The sequence below is a fragment of the Thauera butanivorans genome (genome assembly GCF_048398245.1).
GTDB lineage: Bacteria > Pseudomonadota > Gammaproteobacteria > Burkholderiales > Rhodocyclaceae > Thauera > Thauera butanivorans.
In genome coordinates this window covers 149,374-170,459 of record NZ_CP183038.1, presented here as the reverse complement: position 1 = coordinate 170,459, position 21,086 = coordinate 149,374, and the positions used below count along the sequence as shown (strand labels likewise).

At 65.9% G+C, this 21,086-nt stretch carries 21 protein-coding genes; 1 reads left to right on the top strand and 20 read right to left on the bottom strand.

Features of this window, described 5'->3' with window-relative positions:
- Window positions 1–93: 93 nt before the first annotated feature.
- The 19 genes from ACNQFN_RS00775 to ACNQFN_RS00685 form a co-directional block, all read right to left on the bottom strand.
- Entirely contained in the window at window positions 94–519 is a 426-nt protein-coding gene (locus ACNQFN_RS00775) for a F0F1 ATP synthase subunit epsilon (RefSeq protein WP_068636713.1), read from the bottom strand.
- Window positions 520–572: 53 nt separating this feature from the next.
- The gene (atpD, locus tag ACNQFN_RS00770; RefSeq protein ID WP_068636712.1) at window positions 573–1,973 is read right to left on the bottom strand and encodes a F0F1 ATP synthase subunit beta; all 1,401 of its coding nucleotides are present in this window, start codon (window positions 1,971–1,973) and stop codon (window positions 573–575) included.
- Window positions 1,974–1,999: 26 nt separating this feature from the next.
- Window positions 2,000–2,869 (bottom strand): F0F1 ATP synthase subunit gamma, encoded by an 870-nt coding sequence (atpG, locus tag ACNQFN_RS00765; RefSeq protein WP_068636711.1) that lies wholly within the window; start codon window positions 2,867–2,869, stop codon window positions 2,000–2,002.
- 21 nt (window positions 2,870–2,890) lie between these two features.
- Window positions 2,891–4,429 (bottom strand): F0F1 ATP synthase subunit alpha, encoded by a 1,539-nt coding sequence (atpA, locus tag ACNQFN_RS00760; RefSeq protein ID WP_068636710.1) that lies wholly within the window; start codon window positions 4,427–4,429, stop codon window positions 2,891–2,893.
- 13 nt (window positions 4,430–4,442) lie between these two features.
- Window positions 4,443–4,976: a F0F1 ATP synthase subunit delta gene (locus ACNQFN_RS00755; protein ID WP_068636709.1), complete on the bottom strand. Its 534-nt coding sequence runs from the start codon at window positions 4,974–4,976 to the stop codon at window positions 4,443–4,445.
- A 3-nt stretch (window positions 4,977–4,979) separates the two neighbouring features.
- On the bottom strand, window positions 4,980–5,453 hold the full coding sequence (locus ACNQFN_RS00750; protein WP_068636708.1) for a F0F1 ATP synthase subunit B: 474 nt from the start codon (window positions 5,451–5,453) through the stop codon (window positions 4,980–4,982).
- A 47-nt stretch (window positions 5,454–5,500) separates the two neighbouring features.
- A complete protein-coding gene (gene atpE, locus ACNQFN_RS00745) occupies window positions 5,501–5,746 on the bottom strand; it encodes a F0F1 ATP synthase subunit C (RefSeq protein ID WP_002925444.1) in 246 nt (81 codons plus the stop codon).
- 71 nt (window positions 5,747–5,817) lie between these two features.
- A complete protein-coding gene (gene atpB, locus ACNQFN_RS00740) occupies window positions 5,818–6,663 on the bottom strand; it encodes a F0F1 ATP synthase subunit A (protein ID WP_068636707.1) in 846 nt (281 codons plus the stop codon).
- A gap of 1 nt (window position 6,664) precedes the next feature.
- On the bottom strand, window positions 6,665–7,006 hold the full coding sequence (locus tag ACNQFN_RS00735; protein ID WP_068636706.1) for an ATP synthase subunit I: 342 nt from the start codon (window positions 7,004–7,006) through the stop codon (window positions 6,665–6,667).
- Between the two features lie 382 nt (window positions 7,007–7,388).
- Window positions 7,389–8,240, bottom strand: a complete 852-nt coding sequence (locus ACNQFN_RS00730; protein WP_068636705.1) for a ParB/RepB/Spo0J family partition protein — start codon at window positions 8,238–8,240, stop codon at window positions 7,389–7,391.
- 14 nt (window positions 8,241–8,254) lie between these two features.
- The gene (locus ACNQFN_RS00725) at window positions 8,255–9,025 is read right to left on the bottom strand and encodes a ParA family protein (RefSeq protein WP_068636704.1); all 771 of its coding nucleotides are present in this window, start codon (window positions 9,023–9,025) and stop codon (window positions 8,255–8,257) included.
- Between the two features lie 78 nt (window positions 9,026–9,103).
- Window positions 9,104–9,772, bottom strand: coding sequence for a 16S rRNA (guanine(527)-N(7))-methyltransferase RsmG (gene rsmG / locus ACNQFN_RS00720; protein ID WP_068636703.1), 669 nt, complete (start codon window positions 9,770–9,772; stop codon window positions 9,104–9,106).
- The gene (mnmG, locus tag ACNQFN_RS00715) at window positions 9,769–11,694 is read right to left on the bottom strand and encodes a tRNA uridine-5-carboxymethylaminomethyl(34) synthesis enzyme MnmG (protein WP_418647713.1); all 1,926 of its coding nucleotides are present in this window, start codon (window positions 11,692–11,694) and stop codon (window positions 9,769–9,771) included. Before mnmG ends, rsmG begins: the two co-directional genes overlap by 4 nt.
- Window positions 11,695–11,835: 141 nt before the next feature.
- On the bottom strand, window positions 11,836–12,633 hold the full coding sequence (locus ACNQFN_RS00710; RefSeq protein WP_418647712.1) for an enoyl-CoA hydratase-related protein: 798 nt from the start codon (window positions 12,631–12,633) through the stop codon (window positions 11,836–11,838).
- A gap of 75 nt (window positions 12,634–12,708) precedes the next feature.
- Window positions 12,709–13,818, bottom strand: coding sequence for a substrate-binding domain-containing protein (locus ACNQFN_RS00705; RefSeq protein ID WP_068636701.1), 1,110 nt, complete (start codon window positions 13,816–13,818; stop codon window positions 12,709–12,711).
- A 74-nt stretch (window positions 13,819–13,892) separates the two neighbouring features.
- Complete coding sequence (modC, locus tag ACNQFN_RS00700) at window positions 13,893–14,987, bottom strand: molybdenum ABC transporter ATP-binding protein (protein WP_245650900.1); 1,095 nt, start codon at window positions 14,985–14,987, stop codon at window positions 13,893–13,895.
- Between the two features lie 8 nt (window positions 14,988–14,995).
- Window positions 14,996–15,682 (bottom strand): molybdate ABC transporter permease subunit, encoded by a 687-nt coding sequence (gene modB / locus ACNQFN_RS00695; protein ID WP_068636700.1) that lies wholly within the window; start codon window positions 15,680–15,682, stop codon window positions 14,996–14,998.
- Window positions 15,683–15,684: 2 nt separating this feature from the next.
- Window positions 15,685–16,446: a molybdate ABC transporter substrate-binding protein gene (gene modA, locus ACNQFN_RS00690; RefSeq protein WP_068636699.1), complete on the bottom strand. Its 762-nt coding sequence runs from the start codon at window positions 16,444–16,446 to the stop codon at window positions 15,685–15,687.
- 83 nt (window positions 16,447–16,529) lie between these two features.
- Window positions 16,530–17,000 carry an Lrp/AsnC family transcriptional regulator gene (locus ACNQFN_RS00685; protein WP_174524532.1) on the bottom strand — a complete coding sequence of 157 codons (471 nt, stop codon included), beginning with the start codon at window positions 16,998–17,000 and terminating at the stop codon, window positions 16,530–16,532.
- Window positions 17,001–17,170: 170 nt separating this feature from the next.
- Between ACNQFN_RS00685 and leuA the strand changes: the two genes are divergently transcribed.
- A complete protein-coding gene (leuA, locus tag ACNQFN_RS00680; protein ID WP_068636698.1) occupies window positions 17,171–18,883 on the top strand; it encodes a 2-isopropylmalate synthase in 1,713 nt (570 codons plus the stop codon).
- A 75-nt stretch (window positions 18,884–18,958) separates the two neighbouring features.
- Here leuA and ACNQFN_RS00675 read toward each other — a convergent pair whose 3' ends face one another.
- Complete coding sequence (locus ACNQFN_RS00675) at window positions 18,959–20,995, bottom strand: sigma-54-dependent Fis family transcriptional regulator (RefSeq protein ID WP_418647711.1); 2,037 nt, start codon at window positions 20,993–20,995, stop codon at window positions 18,959–18,961.
- Window positions 20,996–21,086: the final 91 nt, after the last annotated feature.

The window sequence follows — 21,086 nt, the reverse complement described above, 5'->3', positions numbered from 1 at the left end:
GCCCTTTCTTTCCGAAGCATGGATCGAAAAAAAGCAGCCCCAAGGAGCTGCTTTTTCATTTCCGTCCCGCCTTCAGGCAGGATGGAGAAGCGATCAGTGACCGCGCTTGCGCAGACGCTGGATCGCGGCAAGCTGCGCCACGGCTTCCATGAGCTCGGCCTGGGCCTTGGCATAATCCAGACGCGCGGTCTGGTTGGCCATTGCCTCTTCAGCCTTCTTCTTGGCTTCCAGCGCCTTCGCCTCGTCCAGATCCTTGCCGCGGATCGCGGTGTCGGCAAGCACCGTCACCAGACCCGGCTGAACCTCGAGCAAACCACCGGCAACGAACACAAGCTCTTCTTCCGCCTGATTCGGAACCTTGACCCGCACCGCCCCCGGTTTGATCCGGGTCATCAGCGGCATGTGGCCGGGCAGAATGCCGAGTTCACCCGCCTCGCCAGGCAGCGCGACGAATTCGGCCAGCCCGGAGAAGATCTGCTCTTCCGCACTGACGATGTCGACATGAACCGTCATAGCCATAGTGTTTCCTTTTCAAATCCGCGCGGCACCGAAGCACCGCGCGGGCGGACGAATTACTGCAGCTTCTTCGCCTTCTCGATGGCCTCGTCGATGTTGCCGACCATGTAGAAAGCCTGTTCCGGCAGGTTGTCCAGTTCGCCGCCGACGATCATCTTGAAACCCTTGATCGTGTCCTTCAGCGAGACGTACTTGCCCGGCGAGCCGGTGAACACTTCCGCGACGTGGAAGGGCTGCGACAGGAAGCGCTGGATCTTGCGCGCACGGGCCACGGCGAGCTTGTCTTCCGGCGACAGTTCGTCCATGCCCAGAATCGCGATGATGTCGCGCAGTTCCTTGTACTTCTGCAGGGTCTGCTGGACCTGGCGGGCAACGCCGTAGTGCTCTTCGCCCACGACCAGCGGGTCGAGCTGGCGCGAGGTGGAGTCGAGCGGATCGACGGCGGGGTAGATACCCAGCGCGGCGATGTCACGCGACAGCACGACGGTGGAGTCCAAGTGCAGGAAGGTAGTGGCGGGCGACGGGTCGGTCAAGTCATCCGCCGGCACATACACGGCCTGGATCGAAGTGATGGAACCGACCTTGGTCGAGGTGATGCGCTCCTGCAGGCGGCCCATTTCTTCCGCCAGCGTCGGCTGGTAGCCCACCGCGGAAGGCATCCGGCCCAGCAGCGCGGACACTTCGGTACCGGCCAGGGTGTAGCGGTAGATGTTGTCCACGAAGAACAGGATGTCGCGGCCTTCGTCGCGGAAACGCTCGGCCATGGTCAGGCCGGTCAGCGCCACACGCAGACGGTTGCCCGGGGGTTCGTTCATCTGACCGAACACCATCGCGACCTTGTCCAGAACGTTGGAGTCCTTCATCTCGTGGTAGAAGTCGTTGCCCTCACGGGTACGCTCACCCACACCAGCGAACACCGACAGACCGCTGTGCTGCTTGGCGATGTTGTTGATCAGCTCCATCATGTTCACGGTCTTGCCGACACCGGCGCCGCCGAACAGACCCACCTTGCCGCCCTTGGCGAACGGGCAGATCAGGTCGATGACCTTGATGCCGGTTTCGAGCAGCTCGACCGACGGCGACAGCTCGTCGAACTTCGGCGCCTTCTGGTGAATGGCGCGCAGCTCGTCGGTTTCGATCGGGCCGGCTTCGTCGATCGGGCGGCCCAGCACGTCCATGATGCGGCCCAGCGTGCCGTGGCCGACCGGCACCGAGATCGGCTTGCCGGTGCCCGAAACCTTCATGCCACGGCGCAGGCCGTCGGAAGAACCCAGCGCGATGGTCCGCACCACGCCGTCGCCGAGCTGCTGCTGGACCTCGAAGGTCAGGCCAGGCTCGGCAAAGGAATCGGCAGCGTCCTCGAGCTTCAGGGCGTCATACACCTTGGGCATCGCTTCACGCGGGAACTGGATGTCCACCACCGCGCCGATGCACTGAACGATCGTACCTTGACTCATCGTCATATCCTTAAATCAATAATGCCTTACACCGCGGCGGCGCCGCCGACGATTTCCGACAGCTCCTTGGTGATCGCGGCCTGGCGGGTCTTGTTGTAGACCAGCTGCAGTTCGCCAATCACGTTCTTGGCATTGTCGGAAGCGGCCTTCATTGCCACCATGCGCGCGCTCTGTTCGGATGCCATGTTCTCGGCCACGGCCTGATAGACCAGCGCCTCGACGTAGCGAACCAGCAGTTCGTCGATGACGACCTGCGGATCCGGCTCGTAGAGGTAATCCCACGAACTGTCCGGCGTACCCAGCTTTTCACCGGTGAGCGGCAGCAGCTGCTCGAGCACCGGCTCCTGCTTCATCGTGTTGATGAAGCGGGTGTAGACCAGGTAGACCGCATCGAGCTCGTCGTTCTGGAACGCGTCGAGCATGATCTTGACCGGACCGATCAGCTTCTCCAGGTGCGGCGTGTCACCCAGCTGGGTGACGTTCGACACCACCTTGGCGCCCATCCGCTGCATGAAACCCAGACCCTTGTTGCCGATGGCGCAGGCACGGATCTCGGTCACGCCCGAGGACTCCCAGTCCTTCATCGCGTTGAGGGCGATGCGCTGGACGTTGGTGTTGAGACCACCGCACAAACCCTTGTCGGTGGTCACCAGGATCAGCCCCACCCGCTTGACCTGGCTCTTGTGAACCAGGAAGGGGTGCTTGTAGTCGGTCACATTGGCCTGGGACAGGTTCGCGGCGAGTCGGCGGATCTTCTCGGCAAAGGGACGGGCGGCCCGCATCCGGTCCTGCGCCTTGCGCATCTTGGATGCAGCCACCATCTCCATGGCCTTGGTGATCTTGCGCGTGTTTTGCACGCTCTTGATCTTGGTACGGATTTCCTTACCGCTTGCCATATTCCGTCTCCCTCGCCGGCCTCAGGCCCAGCTCTTCTTGAACTCGGCGATCGCGGCAGCCAGGGTCTTTTCGCCTTCGGCGTCGAGTTCCTTCTTGCTCAGGATCGAGGAGACCAGATCGGCCTGCTTGGTCTTGACGAACTGCAGCAGCGCGGCTTCGAACGGCAGCACACGGCTGACATCGACGTCGTCGAAATAGCCGTTGTTCACCGCGTACAGCACGACGGCCATGTCGGCGATCGACATCGGCGAATACTGGGCCTGCTTCATCAGTTCGGTGACGCGGCGGCCGCGTTCGAGCTGCTTGCGGGTGGCATCGTCCAGGTCGGAAGCGAATTGGGCGAACGCAGCGAGTTCGCGATACTGCGCCAGGTCGGTACGAATACCGCCGGACAGCTTCTTGACGACCTTGGTCTGCGCGGCACCACCGACGCGGGACACCGAGATACCGGCGTTGATCGCGGGACGGATACCGGCGTTGAAGAGGTCGGTCTCGAGGAAGATCTGGCCGTCGGTGATCGAGATGACGTTGGTCGGCACGAAGGCGGACACGTCGCCGGCCTGGGTCTCGATGACCGGCAGTGCGGTCAGCGAACCGGTCCGGCCCTTGACTTCGCCATTGGTGAATTTCTCGACGTAGTCTTCGTTCACGCGCGCGGCGCGCTCGAGCAGGCGGGAGTGCAGGTAGAACACGTCACCCGGGTAGGCTTCGCGGCCCGGCGGGCGGCGCAGCAGCAGCGAAACCTGGCGATAGGCCCAGGCCTGCTTGGTCAGATCGTCATAGACGATCAGCGCGTCCTGGCCACGGTCGCGGAAGTACTCGCCCATGGTGCAGCCGGCGTAGGCCGACAGGTACTGCATGGCGGCGGACTCGGAAGCGGTCGCGGCGACGACGATGGTGTATTCCATCGCGCCGTTCTCTTCCAGCTTGCGCACTACGTTGGCAACGGTCGAAGCCTTCTGGCCGATCGCCACGTAGACGCAGAACATGTCCTGGCCTTTCTGGTTGATGATGGCGTCGACGGCCACGGCGGTCTTGCCGGTCTGGCGGTCGCCGATGATCAGCTCGCGCTGGCCGCGGCCGATCGGCACCATGGAGTCGACCGACTTCAGGCCGGTCTGCACCGGCTGCGACACCGACTTACGCGCGATGACGCCCGGCGCGACCTTTTCGATCTTGTCGGTCAGCTTGGCGTTGATCGGACCCTTGCCGTCGATCGGCTGGCCCAGCGCATTGACGACGCGGCCGACCAGCTCGGGGCCGACGGGCACCTCGAGAATGCGGCCGGTGGCCTTGACGGTGTCGCCTTCGGTGATGTGCTCGTATTCGCCGAGCACCACGGCGCCGACGGAATCGCGCTCGAGGTTGAGCGCCATGCCGAAGGTGTTGCCGGGGAATTCCAGCATTTCGCCCTGCATCACGTCGGTCAGGCCGTGGACGCGGCAGATGCCGTCGGTGACGGAGACCACCGTGCCCTCGTTGCGCGACGTGGCGGCGAGCTGCAGGTTCTGGATCCGGCTCTTAATCAGATCACTGATTTCAGAGGGGTTGAGTTGCATAGCTTTTATGCTCCTAGTTCTTTAGCGCAGCGGCCATGTTCGCGAGCTTGCCGCGTACCGAGGCGTCGATGACTTCGTCGCCGACGGCGATGCGGACCCCACCGATGAGGGCGGGATCGATATGGACCTGGATGTTCAGTTTCGCCTTGAAGCGGGCTTCGAGGTCGGACTTGAGCGATACCAAGGTCGCATCGTCGAGGGGGAAGGCAGAGGCGATTTCAGCCTCGAGGACACCTTCGTGTTCGTTCTTCAGTGCAACGAACAGGTCACGGATCTCGGGAAGCACCTGCAGACGTTCGTTATCCACGAGGATGCGGACGAAGTTCTGCTGTTCAGCGGACAGGGTTCCGGCCACATCCAGCACCAGCTTCACGAGCTGATCGGCGCTGAGATTGGGATCGGAGATGCAGGCCCGCATGTCCGGATCGGCCGCCAGGGCGGCGAGCCGATCCAGTGCTTCCGACCAAGGCCCCAGCGCACCTGCCCCGCGAGCCAGCTCGAAGGCGGCATCCGCATAGGGGCGCGCGATGGTGACGTTCTCGGCCATGACTTATTGCAGTTCCTGTTTCAGGTTGGCAAGCAGTTCGCTGTGCACCTGGGCGTTGATTTCGCGGCGCAGAATCTTCTCGGCACCGGCAACGGCCAGGCTGGCGACCTGGTCGCGCAGCGCTTCCTTGGCGCGCTGGGCTGCAGCACCGGCTTCGGTCTCGGCAGCTTCGCGGGCGGCCGCAATGATGCGGGCGGCTTCGGCACGGGCTTCATCGACAAGCTGGCTCGCCTGCTTTTCAGCGGAGGCACGCACATCGCCCGCGGATTCGCGAGCCTTGCGCAGTTCCTCGACGACCTTCTTCTCGGCGAGCGCCAGATCGGCCTTGGCCTTGTCCGCAGCTGCCAGCCCGTCGGCGATTTTCTTCGCACGCTCGTCCAGTGCCTTCACGATGGGCGGCCACACGAATTTCATCGTGAACCACGCCAGAATGAAGAACACAACGAGCTGGGCTATCAGGGTTGCGTTCAAATTCACGGTTCTTGGCCCTCAGGTTGGTTCAAAAAAGGATGAACTCGAACCGATCAGAGCTGGAACGGGTTGGCGAAGGCGAACATCATGGCGATACCGACACCGATCAGGAACGCGGCGTCGATCAGACCGGCCAGCAGGAACATCTTGGTCTGCAGGGCGTTCATCAGTTCGGGCTGGCGAGCGGAAGCTTCGAGGTACTTGGAACCCATGATGCCGATACCGATACAAGCACCGATGGCACCCAGACCGATGATCAGACCAGCAGCCAGAGCAACAAAACCCAGAACGTTTTCCATGACAACTCCTTAGTGGGGAAGGTGAGTTTAAAAACCAGGTACTACGTTGAAGATGAAGCCGAAACTTGTTCTTAGTGGCTTTCGTGCGCCTGACCGACATACACCAGGGTCAGCATCATGAAGATGAAGGCCTGGAGCGTGATGATCAGGATGTGGAAGATCGCCCAGATGGTGCCGGCGATCACGTGGCCGGCAAAACCGAACACGGTGGCCGTGCCGCCCAGCAGCGCAATCAGGATGAACACCAGTTCGCCGGCATACATGTTGCCGAACAACCGCATGCCGTGGGACACGGTCTTGGCCAGGAACTCGATGATCTGCATGGCGAAGTTCACCGGATACAGCAGCGGGTGGCTGCCGAAGGGCGCGGTGAAGAGTTCGTGCACCCAGCCCGAGACGCCCTTGATCTTGACGTTGTAGTACAGGCAGAGCAGCAGCACGCCGATCGACAGGCCCAGCGCGGCCGACAGGTCGGCGGTCGCGACGATGCGCATATAGGCGTGGGCCGGATCGCCGCCGGCAGCGGAATAGGCGCCGGTCCAGAGCATCGGGATCAGATCGACCGGCAGCAGGTCCATCGCATTCATCAGGAAGATCCAGACGAACACGGTCAGCGCCAGCGGGGCGACGAACTTGCGTGACTCGGCGCTATGCACGATGCCCTTGGCCTGGTCGGCCACCATCTCGACCAGCAGCTCGACGATGCCCTGGAAACGCCCGGGCACGCCGGAAGTCGCCTTGCGGGCGGCCAGCCACAGGATGAAGACGGTGAGCAGACCCAGCGCGATCGAAAAGAACATCGAATCGAGGTTGATGACCCCCCAATTGACGATGCTCTCTTGCGGATGTCCGGTGTTGTTGAAGTGTCCGAGGTGGTGGATTACGTATTCGGATGCGGTGGGAGCGTTGCCAGCCATGTCAGGTCTTCACCAAAAATGCAAATAAGTTCGCCTTGAGCGCCAGGATCAGGCCGATCAGCATCGCTCCCCAGTGGAGCTGCGGATACAGGGCCCACACCAGCACCAGTAATCCCACGATCGAGGCGACCTTGATCAGTTCGCCCGCGACGAAAGCGGCCACGCTCGCCGTGCCTGCCTTGCGTGAAATCGCAGCAAGACGCACAGCGAACATCCAGCTCGGCAACACGCACGCCAACCCGCCACCCGCCGCAGAGATCGCACCCCGCACCCCGAACAGCGCAGCGGAAACAGCCACCGCGAGGATCGTTGCGCACAACTGCAGTAGAACGGCTTTTAGCATCGATTGTCATGCCGGCAGCCGGAGACCGCCGAAAAATCCCGCGAATACTAGGGGTTATCCACAGCAAAGTCAAACTTTAGTTGCATTGCAGCAAACGCCCCCGTCAACTGTCGTATATCTTATAGAAATTATCCGCTTCATTCGACTGTCGTGTGTGTCTGCGAAGACGTCGAAGGCCCCCTCCCATCCGCCATCGCGCCACCGCACAGCCCGGCCCCACGCGGCTTTTTGCCGCCGGACCGTCCCAAGGCAAAAGCGCTCCCTCGGAGGGTGGATCAGGGGTTTCGCGGAGCACTGCTCCGCGCCTGCGGAACGGGCCGGCTGTGCAAAACCGCCCCTCTTGCGGCCCGCGGAGCGTGGGGGCCTTGCTTGCGTACCCCGGTCAGCGCAAGCGTCCGAGCAGGCCGTCGAGCTGGTCCAGGCTGCCGAAGCGGATCGTGACTTCGCCAGCGCCTTTCTTGTTGGCCCGGATCTTCACCGAAGCGCCGATGCTGTCGGCGATCTCTTCTTCCAGCCGCAGCAGGTCGCGGTCCGGCTGATGCGCGGGCTTCTTCTGGCGGGGGTTCAGGATCTGCTGCACCAGGCGCTCGGTGTCGCGCACCGACAGCTGGCGGGCGGCAACCTGGTTGGCGAGCTGGATCTGGCTGGCGCCGTCGAGCGGCAGCAGCGCACGCGCATGGCCCATGTCGATGTCGCCGGCCATCAGCAGCTCCTGCACCGGCCTGGCGAGATTGAGCAGGCGCAGCAGGTTCGACGCCGCCGGCCGCGAACGGCCGACCGCATCGGCGGCCTGCTGGTGGGTCATGTCGAACTCGTCGATCAGGCGCTGGATGCCGCCGGCTTCCTCGAGCGGATTCAGATCCTCGCGCTGGATGTTCTCGATCAGCGACATCGCCAGCGCCGCTTCGTCCGGGATCTCGCGCACCAGGCAGGGCACCTCGGCCAGGCCGGCGATCTGCGAGGCGCGCCAGCGGCGCTCGCCGGCGATGATCTCGTAGCTGTCCTCGCCCACCGGACGCACCATGATCGGCTGCATGACGCCCTGCGCCTTGATCGAAGCCGCCAGCTCCTCGAGCGAACCCGGATCCATGCGCGTGCGCGGCTGGTACTTGCCCGGCTGCAGCGCGATCGTGGGCAGGGTCTGCAGCTCGCCCTTCTCGGGTTCGTCGTCCTGGTTGGCCGCCAGCAGCGCATCGAGTCCGCGGCCGAGGCCCTTGAGTCTGGGTTTGTTCATGGTCGTGTCCGGATTCAGAAGGTCCTGGCGCGTTCGATCATCTCGCGCGCGAAAGCCATGTAGGCCTGCGCGCCCTTGGCCGCCCGGTCGAACACCACGCCCGGCATGCCGTGGCTGGGCGCTTCGGCCAGGCGCACGTTGCGCGGCACGATGGCGCGGAACACCTTGTCGCCGAAATGCCCTTCGAGCTGGGCGGAAACCTGCTGCTGCAGCGTCATGCGCGGGTCGAACATCACCCGCAGCAGGCCGATGATCTTGAGATCGCGGTTGAGGTTGGCATGTACCTTCTTGATCGTATTGACCAGGTCGGACAGCCCCTCGAGCGCGTAGTACTCGCACTGCATCGGGATGATCACGCCGTTGGCGCAGCACAGGCCATTCAGCGTCAGCATCGACAGCGAGGGCGGACAGTCGATGAGGACGAAGTCGTAGTCGGCGTCGAAGGGCGCCAGCGCATTGCGCAGCCGCTTCTCGCGCTGCTCGAGATCGACCAGCTCGACTTCGGCGCCGGCAAGGTCGCGGTTGGCGGGCAGCACGTCGTAGCCGCCGGTCGGCGAGGTGACGCGCACGCCGGCGAGGTCTTCCAGGCCCACCAGCAACTGGTAGATCGACGCCTTCAGGCCGCGCTTGTCGATGCCGCTGCCCATCGTCGCGTTGCCCTGCGGATCGAGGTCGATCAGCAGCGTGCGCTGGCCGGCCAGTTGCAGCGCGGCGGCGAGGTTGACGCAGGTGGTGGTCTTGCCCACCCCGCCTTTCTGGTTGGCGACGCAGAATATCTTGGCCATGGTCGAATCAGGCTGTTCCGTTTGCAGGGGCTGTGCGCATGGCGCGGAGCCCCGAGTGTACTTCAATGTTGCGACGCATCAGCCCACGCCATCCACGGCACGGCGGATGACGACCAGATGGCGCTCGGCATCCAGCCCCGGCACCGTCAGTGCGCGCACCTCGCTTGCAAGCCAGCCCGCAGGCAGGGCCGCGATCTCGCCGGCCGGATGAACACCTTTCATCGCGTACAGTGCCCCACCGCCGGCGACGAGATGGCCGGACAGGCTCACGAAGTCGGCCAGGCTGGAGAAGGCCCGCGAAATCACGCCGTCGGCCGCGCCGCCCGGCAGGTCTTCGGCCCGCAGCTGCTCCACGCGCTTGTTGAACACGCTGAAGTTGCCGAGGCCGAGCTCGATCTTCGCCTGCTGCTGGAAGCTCGCCTTCTTGCCGACGGTCTCGATCGAACTGACGATCAGCCCGGGATTCACGATTGCCAGCACCACGCCCGGCAACCCGCCGCCCGAACCGATGTCGGCCAGGCAGCCGGCGGTCGGCAGCTGCGGCAGCACCGCCAGCGAATCGAGCAAATGGTGGGTGATGACTTCCTGCGGGTTGCGGATCGCGGTCAGGTTGTAGACCTTGTTCCACTTCAGCAGCAGCTCGCCGAAAGCGAGCAGGCGCTCGACCGTCTCATCGGCCAGCACCAGGCCGAGCTCGGCAATACCTTCAGCCAGCTGAGCGGCATGAGCCTGCAGCCGTCCGCTCATGCTGCCGGCCTCCGCGCCGCGACATCGGCACTGCTCGTCCGTGCCGCCAGGTCGCGGCGCTTCAGCCACACCAGCAGCAGCGAGATCGCCGCCGGCGTCACGCCCTGGATGCGGCCAGCCTGGCCGATGGTCTCGGGCCGGTGCAGGTTCAGCTTCTGCTGCACTTCCTTCGACAGCCCGCGCACGTCGGCGTAGTCGAGGTCCGCCGGCAGGCGGGTGGCTTCGGCCTGCGCCTGCTTCGCCACTTCTTCCTGCTGGCGGTCGATGTAGCCCTGGTACTTGGCGGCGATCTCGATCTGCTCGATCACCTGCGGGTCGGTCTCGGCCGTCTCCGGCGCACCGGGCAGGCTTATCAGCGAGGCATAGCTGGTCTCCGGCCGGCGCAGCAGCTCGAAATAGCGCTGCTCGCGCTCCAGCGGCTTGCCCAGCACGCGCTGCTGGTCTTCGGCCGGAATCGCCTCGGGCCGCGCCCAGGCCGCTTTCAGCTGCGCACTGCCACGCTCGATCGCCTCACGCTTGCGGCAGAAGGCCTCCCAGCGCACATCGTCGACCAGGCCGAGTTCGCGCCCCTTCTCGGTCAGGCGCAGGTCGGCGTTGTCCTCACGCAGGCTCAGGCGATATTCGGCGCGCGAGGTGAACATGCGGTAGGGCTCGGACACGCCGCGCGTGATCAGGTCGTCCACCAGCACGCCCAGGTAGGCTTCGTCGCGGCGCGGACACCAGGCTTCGCGCCCCTGCACCTGCAAGGCGGCATTGGCACCGGCCAGCAGGCCTTGCGCGGCGGCTTCCTCGTAGCCGGTGGTGCCGTTGATCTGGCCGGCGAAGAAAAGGCCGCCGATCGACTTGGTCTCGAGGCTGGCCTTGAGATTGCGCGGATCGAAATAGTCATACTCGATCGCATAGCCCGGGCGCAGGATGTGGGCGTTTTCCAGACCGCGGATCGAACGCACGATCTGCAGCTGCACGTCGAAGGGCAGCGAGGTCGAGATGCCGTTGGGGTAGATCTCGTGCGTTTCCAGGCCTTCCGGCTCGAGGAAGATGTTGTGGCTGTCCTTGTCGGCGAAGCGATGGATCTTGTCCTCGATCGACGGACAGTAGCGCGGCCCCACGCCCTCGATGACGCCCGAATACATCGGCGAGCGGTCGAGATTGGCGCGAATGACGTCGTGCGTGCTGACGTTGGTTTGCGTCATCCAGCACGGCAGCTGGCGCGGATGCTGCTCGGCGCGGCCGAGGAAGGAGAACACCGGCACCGGATCGTCGCCCGGCTGCTCGGTCATCACCGAAAAATCGATCGTGCGCGCATCCAGCCGCGGCGGCGTGCCGGTCTTCAGCCGGCCTTGCGGCAGGGCGAGTTCCTTCAGCCGCGCGCCGAGCGACACTGCCGGCGGGTCGCCGGCACGGCCGGCGGCGTAGTTCTGCAAGCCCACATGCACCAGGCCGTTGAGGAAGGTGCCGGCGGTCAGCACCACGGCCGGCGCCTCGAAGCGCAGGCCGATCTGCGTCACCACGCCGGTGACGCGGTCGCCAACCACGGTCAGGTCATCCACCGCCTGCTGGAACAGCCACAGATTGGGCTGGTTCTCCAGCCGCTTACGGATCGCCGCCTTGTACAGCACGCGGTCGGCCTGGGCACGGGTGGCGCGCACCGCCGGCCCCTTGGATGCGTTCAGGATGCGGAACTGGATGCCGCCCTCGTCGGTGGCCGCCGCCATCGCGCCGCCGAGCGCATCGACTTCCTTGACCAGATGACCCTTGCCGATGCCGCCGATCGACGGGTTGCAGCTCATCGCCCCCAGCGTCTCGATGTTGTGGGTGAGCAGCAAGGTCTTCGCGCCCATGCGCGCCGCGGCCAGCGCGGCCTCAGTCCCGGCGTGGCCGCCGCCGACGACGATGACATCGAAACGAGTGGGGTAGAGCATGATGCGCTCCATGCTGCAAGGCGTGAACAAGGGGCGAGATTCTACGCCGTCTACGCCGGAAGGGCTAGGTTTCGCCCCCATGTTTCACGGAATTCCGCATTCCAAACAGCGGGTTATTCGATCCCCGACCTTGTTCGCCACTCAGCGCCGCTGCGCGGCCAGCATGCGACCGACCGCCTCCAGATGCTCAGGCTCGTTGTGGCACATGCCCTGGAAAACCGCGCACAGGTCGAGGAAGTCCTTCAACTCCATGCGCTGCGCCATCTTCATCAGGCGCTTGGTCAGGCGCAGGGCTTTCGGCGGCTGGGCGGCGAAGCGGGCGGCTAGCGCTTGCGCGCGCGGCAGCAGTTCGTCCGGCTCGACCACGTCCAGCACGATGCCCAGCCGTTTCGCCTCTTCAGCATCGATGATGCGGCCCGACAACGTCAGCTCGAAAGCCTGCTGGTAGCCGATCAGGCGCTGCATGAACCAGGCGCCGCCGTCGCCGGGGATGATGCCGAGGTTGAGGAAAGTCTCGCCGAATTTGGCTTTCGTCGATGCGATGCGGATGTCCGCCATGTTGGCGAGATCGAAGCCGGCGCCGATCGCCGGGCCGTTCACCGCGGCGATGACCGGCACTTCCAGCGCCTGCATCGCCAGCGGAATGCGCTGGATGCCGCGGCGGTAGCGGGAGGCGACTTCGGCAACCTCGCCGGCGAAATCGCCGCCGCGCTCGGCCATGTCCTTGACGTTGCCGCCGGACGAGAAAGCCGCGCCGGCACCGGTCATCACCAGCACCGACACCTCGTCGCAGCGGTTCACCCAGTCGGCGACGGCGCAGATGTCGTCGATCAGCGCCGAGCCGGTCAGGGCATTGCGCAAGTCGTCGCGGTCGAAAGTCAGCGTGGCGACGCGGTCATCGACAGTCAGTAGGGCGTCGGTCAGGATCGGCAGGTCCATCAGGCAGTCTCCTTGGCTTCATCGTGGCTCGAAGCCGTGATGATGCGCGGATCGGCCGCATCGGGTCCACCCGTGTCAGGCGGCCGATGGCTTCGCCGCGCGCGGCGTGCGGAAGCGCCACCACGGCAGCACGCGGGTCATCGGCAGCACGTCGCCGCTGCTCATCGGCGCATAGCCGGGCAGGGCGGACAGATGGCGCTGCCATTCCTCCATGCGCAGCAGGGCCAGCAGCGCCTGGGCGGCGGGCTGCTCGAGGCTGCTCTTGAGACAGGCGAGGAAATAGTGCTCCTCGACCAGCGGCACGAAATCCAGGCCACGCACCCGGGCATTGGCCTCGATGCCGAAGCCGGCGTCGGCCATGCCGGTCACGATCGCATGCGCGACCGCTGCATGCGAGGGTTCGACGCGCTCGTGGCCGCGTACCGATGCGGGCGCGATGCCAGCGTCGGCCAGCAATTCGTCGAACAGCACGCGCGTGCCGGTGCCAAGCGCACGATTGACGAAACGCACGCCGCGCCGGGTGAGGTCGTCCACCGTCCGCAGGCCGAGCGGATTGCCCGGCGCCACGATCAGGCCCTGCGTGCGGCGGGCGAAGCCGATCAGCTTGTTGCGCCCCGGCTGCAGCAGCGGTTTGTAGGTGCGCTGCGACAGCGAACCACGCGCCGGCTTGATCCGGGTATGGAAGCCCGCCATCTCGCAGCGGCCTTCGTTCAGCGCGCGGATGGCATCGACGCTGCCGGTGAAGCGGATGTCCAGATGCAGCCGCCGGGCGCGCGCCTGCTCGCCGAGCGCGATCAGGGCTTCGTCGTGGCTGGCGAAGAAGGTCAGCACATGGGCGGAATCGTCGAAGGCGATGGCGAAGGCGCGCTCGATGTCGGCGCGCAGTGCCTCGATCTGCGGCAGCAGCCTCGCCTGCGCCCGGCGCTCCGCCCACAGCAGCTTGGCACCGAAGTCGGTGAGGCGGGCCGCATGGCCTTTCTCCCAGTGGATCAGCGGCTGGCCGAACTCCGCATCCCAGCGTTTCAGCTCGCCCCAGACGTGACGGTAGGACAGGTCGAGCTGGCGCGCGGCAGCCGAGATCGACCCCCGCTCACTGACCGCCTGCAGCAGATCGAGCAGCGGGTTGCGTACCAGCGCGGGTGCCGCATCGGCGCCAAGCGTGTAGTTGAGGCTGACTCTGTGCATGTTTCCCGTACCGCGGACGGGCGGCGCGCCGCCTTCCGCTCTCCCGACCGTGGCTGCTGCCCTGTCGAACATGGTCAGGCTATGACCGCCGCCGACTTGACCAGCGCCCACACCGGCAGCCCCGGCCGTATCCGCAATTCCTCCACCGACTTGCAGGTCAGGCGCGAAATCAGCGCCTGGCCGCCGCAACGGATCCGCACCAGTGCCTGCGACGGATGAACGTCCTCCATCACCGCTTCGACGATGCCGTGCAGGCGGTTCTGGATGCTGCTGCGCTGCGGCTCCTCCAGCGCCAGGCTGACGTCGCGCGCCAGCACGCGCATGCGGACCCGCGCGCCCACCGCCTGCCCGCCGTCGCGCACGAAGATGCCGTCCTCGCCGTCGAGCCGCACGCGGGCGAGGTGCCAGTGCGCATCGCGCTCGCCGACGACGCCTTCGATCACCGCCGCCGCGTCTTCGCCGGCCAGCACCGGCAGGTCACCCTGCGCCAGCACCTCGCCGACCGGTCCCACCGCCAACGTCCGTCCCTGCTCCAGCACCACGACCTGGTCGGCCAGCCGGCTCAGTTCGTCCACCGAATGGGTGACGTACAGCATCGGCACGGCAAGCTGGTCGCGCAGGCGCTCGAGCCAGGGCATGATCTCGCGCCGGCGCGGCAGGTCGAGCGAGGCCAGCGGCTCGTCCAGCAGCAGCAGGCGCGGACGCGTCGCCAAGGCGCGGGCGATGGCCACGCGCTGGCGCTCGCCGCCGGACAGCTGGGCGGGCCGGCGCGCCAGCAGCGCGCGGATGCCGAGCAGTTCGATCGCCTCCTCCAGCGCCTCCCTGCCGCCCGGCATCCTGGCGCGGCGCAGGCCGTATTCGAGGTTGCGCCGCGCATCCAGGTGCTCGAACAGGCTGGATTCCTGGAACACGTAGCCGAGCGACCTGCGCCAGGTCGGCAGGAACACGCCGTTCGCATCGTCCTGCCAGACTTCGCCGCCGATGCGGACGAAGCCCTCGCTCGCACGCTCCAGCCCCGCGACGCAGCGCAGCACGGTGGTCTTGCCCGAACCCGAAGCGCCGAACAGCACCGTGATGCCGCGCGCCGGCAGATCCAGATCGACGTCGACGGCAAATTCCGACCGCGCCAGGGCAAGCCGCACCCGGTTCATGTCCGCACCGGCTTCCATCTCCGCGCTCATCGCATGAAACCCCCGCCACTGCGCCTGAGCAGGGACAGGCTCAGCAGGATCACGAACGAGAACGCCACCATGCCGCCCGCCAGCCAGTGCGCCTGGGCGTATTCCATCGCCTCGACGTGGCCGTAGATCTGGGTGGACACCACGCGGGTCTGGCCCGGAATGTTGCCGCCGATCATCAGCACCACGCCGAACTCGCCGACCGTGTGGGCAAAGCTGAGGATGGAGGCGGTCAGCAGGCCGGGCCGCGCCAGCGGCAGCGCGACGGTGAAGAAGGCGTCGAGCGGGCTGGCGCGCAGCGTGGCGGCCGCTTCGAGCGGCCGCGGGCCGATGGCCTCGAAGGCGTGCTGGATCGGCTGCACCGCGAAAGGCAGCGAGAACACGATCGAACCGATCAGCAGCCCGGTGAAAGTGAAGGACAGCGTGCCCCAGCCCAGCGCCAGGGTCAGTTGCCCGAGCGGACCCTGCGGCCCCATCAGCACCAGCAGGTAGAAGCCCAGCACGGTCGGCGGCAGCACCAGCGGCAGCGTGACGAGGGCACCGATCGGCGCCCGCCACTTCGAGCGCGTCTGCGACAGCCACCATGCCAGCGGCGTCGCAATGATCAACAGCAGTACCGTCGTCAGGCTCGCCAGTTCGAGCGTGAGCCGGATCGCCTGCCAGGCACCGTCGTCGAGCACCGCCATGCTCAGAGCGCGTAGCCGTAGGACCGGATGATGTCCCTGGCAGTATCACCCTTCATGTAGTCCATCAGCGCGGCCGCGGCGGCATTGTCCTTGCCCTTGGCCAGTACCAGCACGTCCTGGCGGATCGGCTCGTACAGTTCGCCCGGCACGATCCAGGCCGAACCTTCGGTGACGCGGCCGTCGGCATACACCTGCGAAAGCGCGACGAAGCCCAGCGGCGCGTTCTGCGTGGCAACGAACTGGTAGGTCTGGCCGATGTTCTCGCCCTGCACGAACTTGCTGGCCAGGCTGTCGGCCAGGCCGAGCTTGTTCAGCGTCTGCATCGCGGCGGCGCCGTAGGGTGCGAGCCTGGGATCGGCCAGCGCGATGCGCTCGAACCTACCCTTGCGCAGGACCTCGCCCTGATCGTCGACCAGGCCGGCCTGCTTGCTCCACAGCACCAGCTTGCCGATGGCGTAGGTGAAGCGGGTGCCCGCCACGCCATCGCCTTCACGCTCCAGACGGGCGGGCGTTTCGTCGTCGGCGGCGAACAGTACCTCGAAAGGCGCCCCGTTCTTGATCTGCGCGTAGAACTTGCCGGTCGAACCGAAGGACAGCACGAGCTTGTGGCCGGTGTCCTTCTCGAAGACTTCGGCGATCTTCTGCATCGGCGCAGTGAAGTTCGCCGCCACCGCCACGCTGAGGTCGGCAGCGTGCAGCGGCGCGCAGAGGAAGAGGCCGGCAAAAAGGATGGAGACAGCGGGGGCGGAGGCGTGGGGTTTCATGGGTGGAACTCGCTATTCCAAATTTGAATAGCGATTCTAGCAATCCTCCCAGGACATGGGAAATCGTGCTCCGGGAGCTGCACTCAACCTGCGTGCACCGGGATCGCGGTGTTGTCGATCACCCGCCGCAGCACGAAGCTCGAATGCACGCCGGTGACGCCGGGGATGCGGGTGATGCGGTTGAGCAGCAGTTCCTGGTAGCCGTCCATGTCGGAGACGATCACCTTCAACTGGTAGTCGGCATCCTGGCCGGTGATCAGCAGGCATTCCAGCACCTGCGGAATCTTCGCCACCTCGCTTTCGAAGTGCGTGAAACGCTCGGGGGTGTGGCGGTCCATCGAGATGTGGATCAAGGCCATCAGCGACAGGCCGAGCTTTTTCGCGTCGAGCAGCGCTCGGTAGCCGAGGATCAGGCCGGACTCCTCCAGCGCCCGCAGCCGCCGCAGGCAGGACGAAGGCGACAGGCTGATGCGGTCGGCGAGGTCCTGGTTGCTGATGCGGCCGTCCTGTTGCAGCACTTCCAGAATCTGGCGGTCGTAGCGGTCGAGTTGCATGATCGGCTCCTGAATCTGCCCGGTTCGGCAGATCATTTCACTTAATCATCAATTTGTGAATCATTTCTCCGGAAAAGCCGCTTCCGCACCGCAACAACGCAATCGTCTGCCGCTGCATGGCGCGTAAACTTTCGTCCATCGAATCACGCCACGCCCACGAGGACCGCGCCATGATGCTTCAGAACCCCGCCGCCAAGTACCGTCCCTTTCCCGCCGTCCAGCTTGCCGACCGCCAATGGCCGGGCAAGACCATCGACAAGGCGCCGATCTGGATGAGCACCGACCTGCGCGACGGCAACCAGGCGCTGTTCGAGCCGATGAGCGTCGAGCGCAAGATGCGCATGTTCCGCACCGTCTGCGACATCGGCTTCAAGGAAATCGAAGTCGGCTTCCCGGCCGCGTCGCAGACCGACTTCGACTTCGTCCGCCATCTCATCGAAGGCGGCCACGTGCCCGAGGACGTCACCATTCAGGTGCTCACCCAGGCGCGCGAAGACCTCATCCGCCGCACCATGGATTCGGTGCGCGGCGCCAGGCGCGCCATCGTCCACGTCTACAACGCCACCTCGCCGACCTTCCGCGAAGTGGTGTTCGGCATGGACAGGCCGCAGGTCGTCGAGCTCGCCGTATCGGCGGTACGCCTCATCAAGCAGATCGCTGCCGAGATCGAAGCCGAATGCGGCACCCGCATCTCGCTCGAATACAGCCCGGAGACCTTCACCGCCACCGAACTCGACTTCGCCAGGGAAATCTGCGATGCCGTCACCGCCGAATGGGGCGCGACGCCGGACGACAAGGTCATCCTCAACCTCCCGGCCACGGTCGAAGTATCGACGCCCAACATCTACGCCGACCAGATCGAGTGGATGCACCGCAAGCTCGCCCGCCGCGACAGCGTCGTGCTCAGCCTCCACCCGCACAACGACCGCGGCACCGGCGTCGCCGCGGCCGAACTCGGCATCATGGCCGGCGCCGACCGCGTCGAAGGCTGCCTGTTCGGCAACGGCGAGCGCACCGGCAACGTCGACCTCGTCACCCTCGCGCTCAACCTCTATACCCAGGGCGTGCATCCGGAGCTCGACTTCTCCGACATCAACGCCATCGCCCGCACCGTCGAATACTGCAACCAGTTGCCCATCCACCCACGCCACCCCTATGTGGGGGATCTCGTGTTCACTGCCTTCTCCGGCTCCCACCAGGACGCCATCAAGAAGGGATTCGCCGCCCAAAAGGCCGGCGCCCAGTGGAACGTGCCCTACCTCCCGATCGACCCCGCCGACGTCGGCCGCAATTACGACTCGGTGATCCGCGTCAACAGCCAGTCGGGCAAGGGCGGCATCGCCTACCTGCTCGAGACCGAGTACGGCATCGTCATGCCGCGCCGGCTCCAGGTGGAATTCTCGCGCGAAGTGCAGCAGGTGACGGACGCCACCGGCGGCGAGATGTCGGCCGAGGCCTTGTGGGAGCTCTTCCGCAGCACCTACGTCGATTCCGCTTCGCCGGTGCGCTACGTCGAGCACCACCTGTTCGAGCACGGCGCAGCCCAGGGCATCCGCCTCGTGGTCGAGACCGGCGGCACCCGCCACCTGCTCGTCGGCGAAGGCAACGGCCCGATCGACGCCGCGGTGCACGCACTGCGCGGCGCCGGCATCGACGTGCAGGTGCGCAGCTACGAGGAACGCTCGATCACCGCGAGCGAGGACGGCGGCAATGCCCAGGCCTGCGCCTTCGTCGAACTGATGCAGGCCGGCGACAACGGCGGCGACCGCTACGGCGTCGGCATCGACGGCAACATCATCACCGCCTCGATCCGCGCCATCGTCAGCGGCGTCAATCGCCTGCAGCCGGCATTCGACACCGAACCGGCAGCACGCGCCGCCTGACGGCCAGCCCGCCTCGTCTCCATCAACCGCGAAGCCGGCCCACGAGGCCGGCTTCGCTTCGTCAACGGTCCGGGTTCAATGCATGCGGCCGATCTTGCGGTAGAGCGTGTTGCGGCTGATGCCGAGCCGGCGCGCGGCGGCCGAGACGTTGCCGCTGACTTCGCGCATCACCGCAGCGATCACCTCCAGCTCGATCTCGCCCAGACTGCGCGCCTGCGCGGACGGCTCGGCAGGCGCTTCGGCCGCGGGCTGCGGTGCGGCGGCCGCTTGCGGGCGGCCGCTTTCGGCGTCGTCCATCGGATCGGCGCCGAACAGTTCCTCGGGCAGGTGGACCGGCAGGATCTCGGCTTCGTCGTCGTCGAGCAGCGCGGCCGCCACCCGGATCACGTTCTGCAGCTGGCGGACGTTGCCCGGCCAGGGATAGCGTTCGATGAACTCCAGCACCTGCTCGCTGATGCGCACCTGGCCGGCCCGCGGTGACTCGGCCAGTTCGGTTTCGAGGATCTTGGCAACGATGGAGCGGATGTCGGAGCGCTCGCGCAGCGGCGGTACGGTGATGGTCAGGCCGTTGACCCGGTAGTACAGATCCTCGCGGAAAGTGCCCGCCTTGACCGCATCGCGCAGCATGCGGTGGGTGGCGCAGACCAGCGAGATATCGACCGGAATCTGGCGCTGGCCGCCGATCGGCGTCACGCAGCGCTCCTGCAGCACGCGCAGCAGCCGCGCCTGCATGCCCAGCGGCATGTCGCCGATCTCGTCGAGGAACAGCGTGCCGCCATGGGCCTGCTGGATCCTGCCGATCGCGCCTTCGCGCCGGGCACCGGTGAAGGCGCCGCCGACGTAGCCGAACAGTTCGGATTCGATCAGGCTCTCGGGAATCGCGGCGCAGTTGAGCGCGACGAAGGGCCCCTCGGCACGCGGGCCGGAGAAGTGGAAGGCGCGGGCGAAAAGCTCCTTGCCCACGCCCGACTCACCCTGGACCAGCAACGGGATGTCCTTGCCGCTGATCCGTGCGGCGCGATCGAGCGCGAGCTGCAGCCGCGGGTCGCCGGTTGCCAGGCAGTCCAGCGTGATTTCGCCCGTGCGCCGGTCACAGGGCCTGGCGCCGCGCGCGGACTGGACGCGCGCAGCAGCACCCGCCTCGTCGTCGCGCGTGCCGGCACGGGACATGCCGAGCAGCGGCCCCGCCGCGCGCAGACGCGAAAAGAGACGCTCGCCCGCGCGTGGCTCCAGCGCCTGGAGCGCATGCGGATCGCGCGCGCAACGGTCCATGAAGACACCGAACGAGACCCGGAACACATTGGAAAAGCCGATGCCTTCGGGACAGACGGGCAATTGCCGCAGCAGCGCACGGGCAATGCCGTTGGCGCCGACCACGCGCCCGTCCTGGGTCACTGCCAGCAGGCCCTCCTGCAGGCCGCCGATGCATTCCGGCCGGCTGTGGATCGCCACCAGTATCTCGCGCGCGTACTGAATCTCGAACAGGCGCTTTTCCAGCATCTGCGCAGCGAGCCTGACGAGGCCGAGCGTGTGGCGCTGGGGGTTGCGGCTGTCGCCGGAGATGTCCAGCACACCTGCGATCGTGCCTTCCGGACTGAACACCGGGGCAGCGCTGCAGGTCAGGAAACCGTTGCGGTCGAGGAAATGCTCCGCGCCGATGATTTCGACCGGCGCCGCTTCGATCAACGTGGTGCCGACCGCGTTGGTGCCGCGCGCACCTTCGCTCCACGAGGCACCGGGCTGCAGCGCGATGCGCTGCGCGCGGCCGACGAATTCCGGATCGCCGAGGCTGTGCAGGATCACGCCACGGTCGTCGGCCAGGATGACCATGCTGCCCGAGGCGCGGATCTGCTCGTACACATGCTCCATGACACCGCTGGCGTTGTTCAGCAGCAGTTCGCTGCGCTCGCGGGCTTCGGCAAGTTCGCTGCGGCCTTCGGGGTCGCCGCGGCCATTGGCCAGATAGTCGACGCCTGCATCGCGGCAACGCAGCCACGAGCGCAGAACCTCGTTCGGCAGTTCGCCGTCCGGGCAAGCCCCTTCCTCGAAAAACCGCCGTCGCGCCTCGGTCACGCGCAACTCGCGTCCGTCGGCGGGCAAAAGCTGGCCCATTGCCTGTCTCCTCCTCGTTTTCCCGCTCGGTCATATTTTTTTGATGCGGGCTGTCCCAAAACTTAGCACCTGCCTCGAATTGCAGCAACCG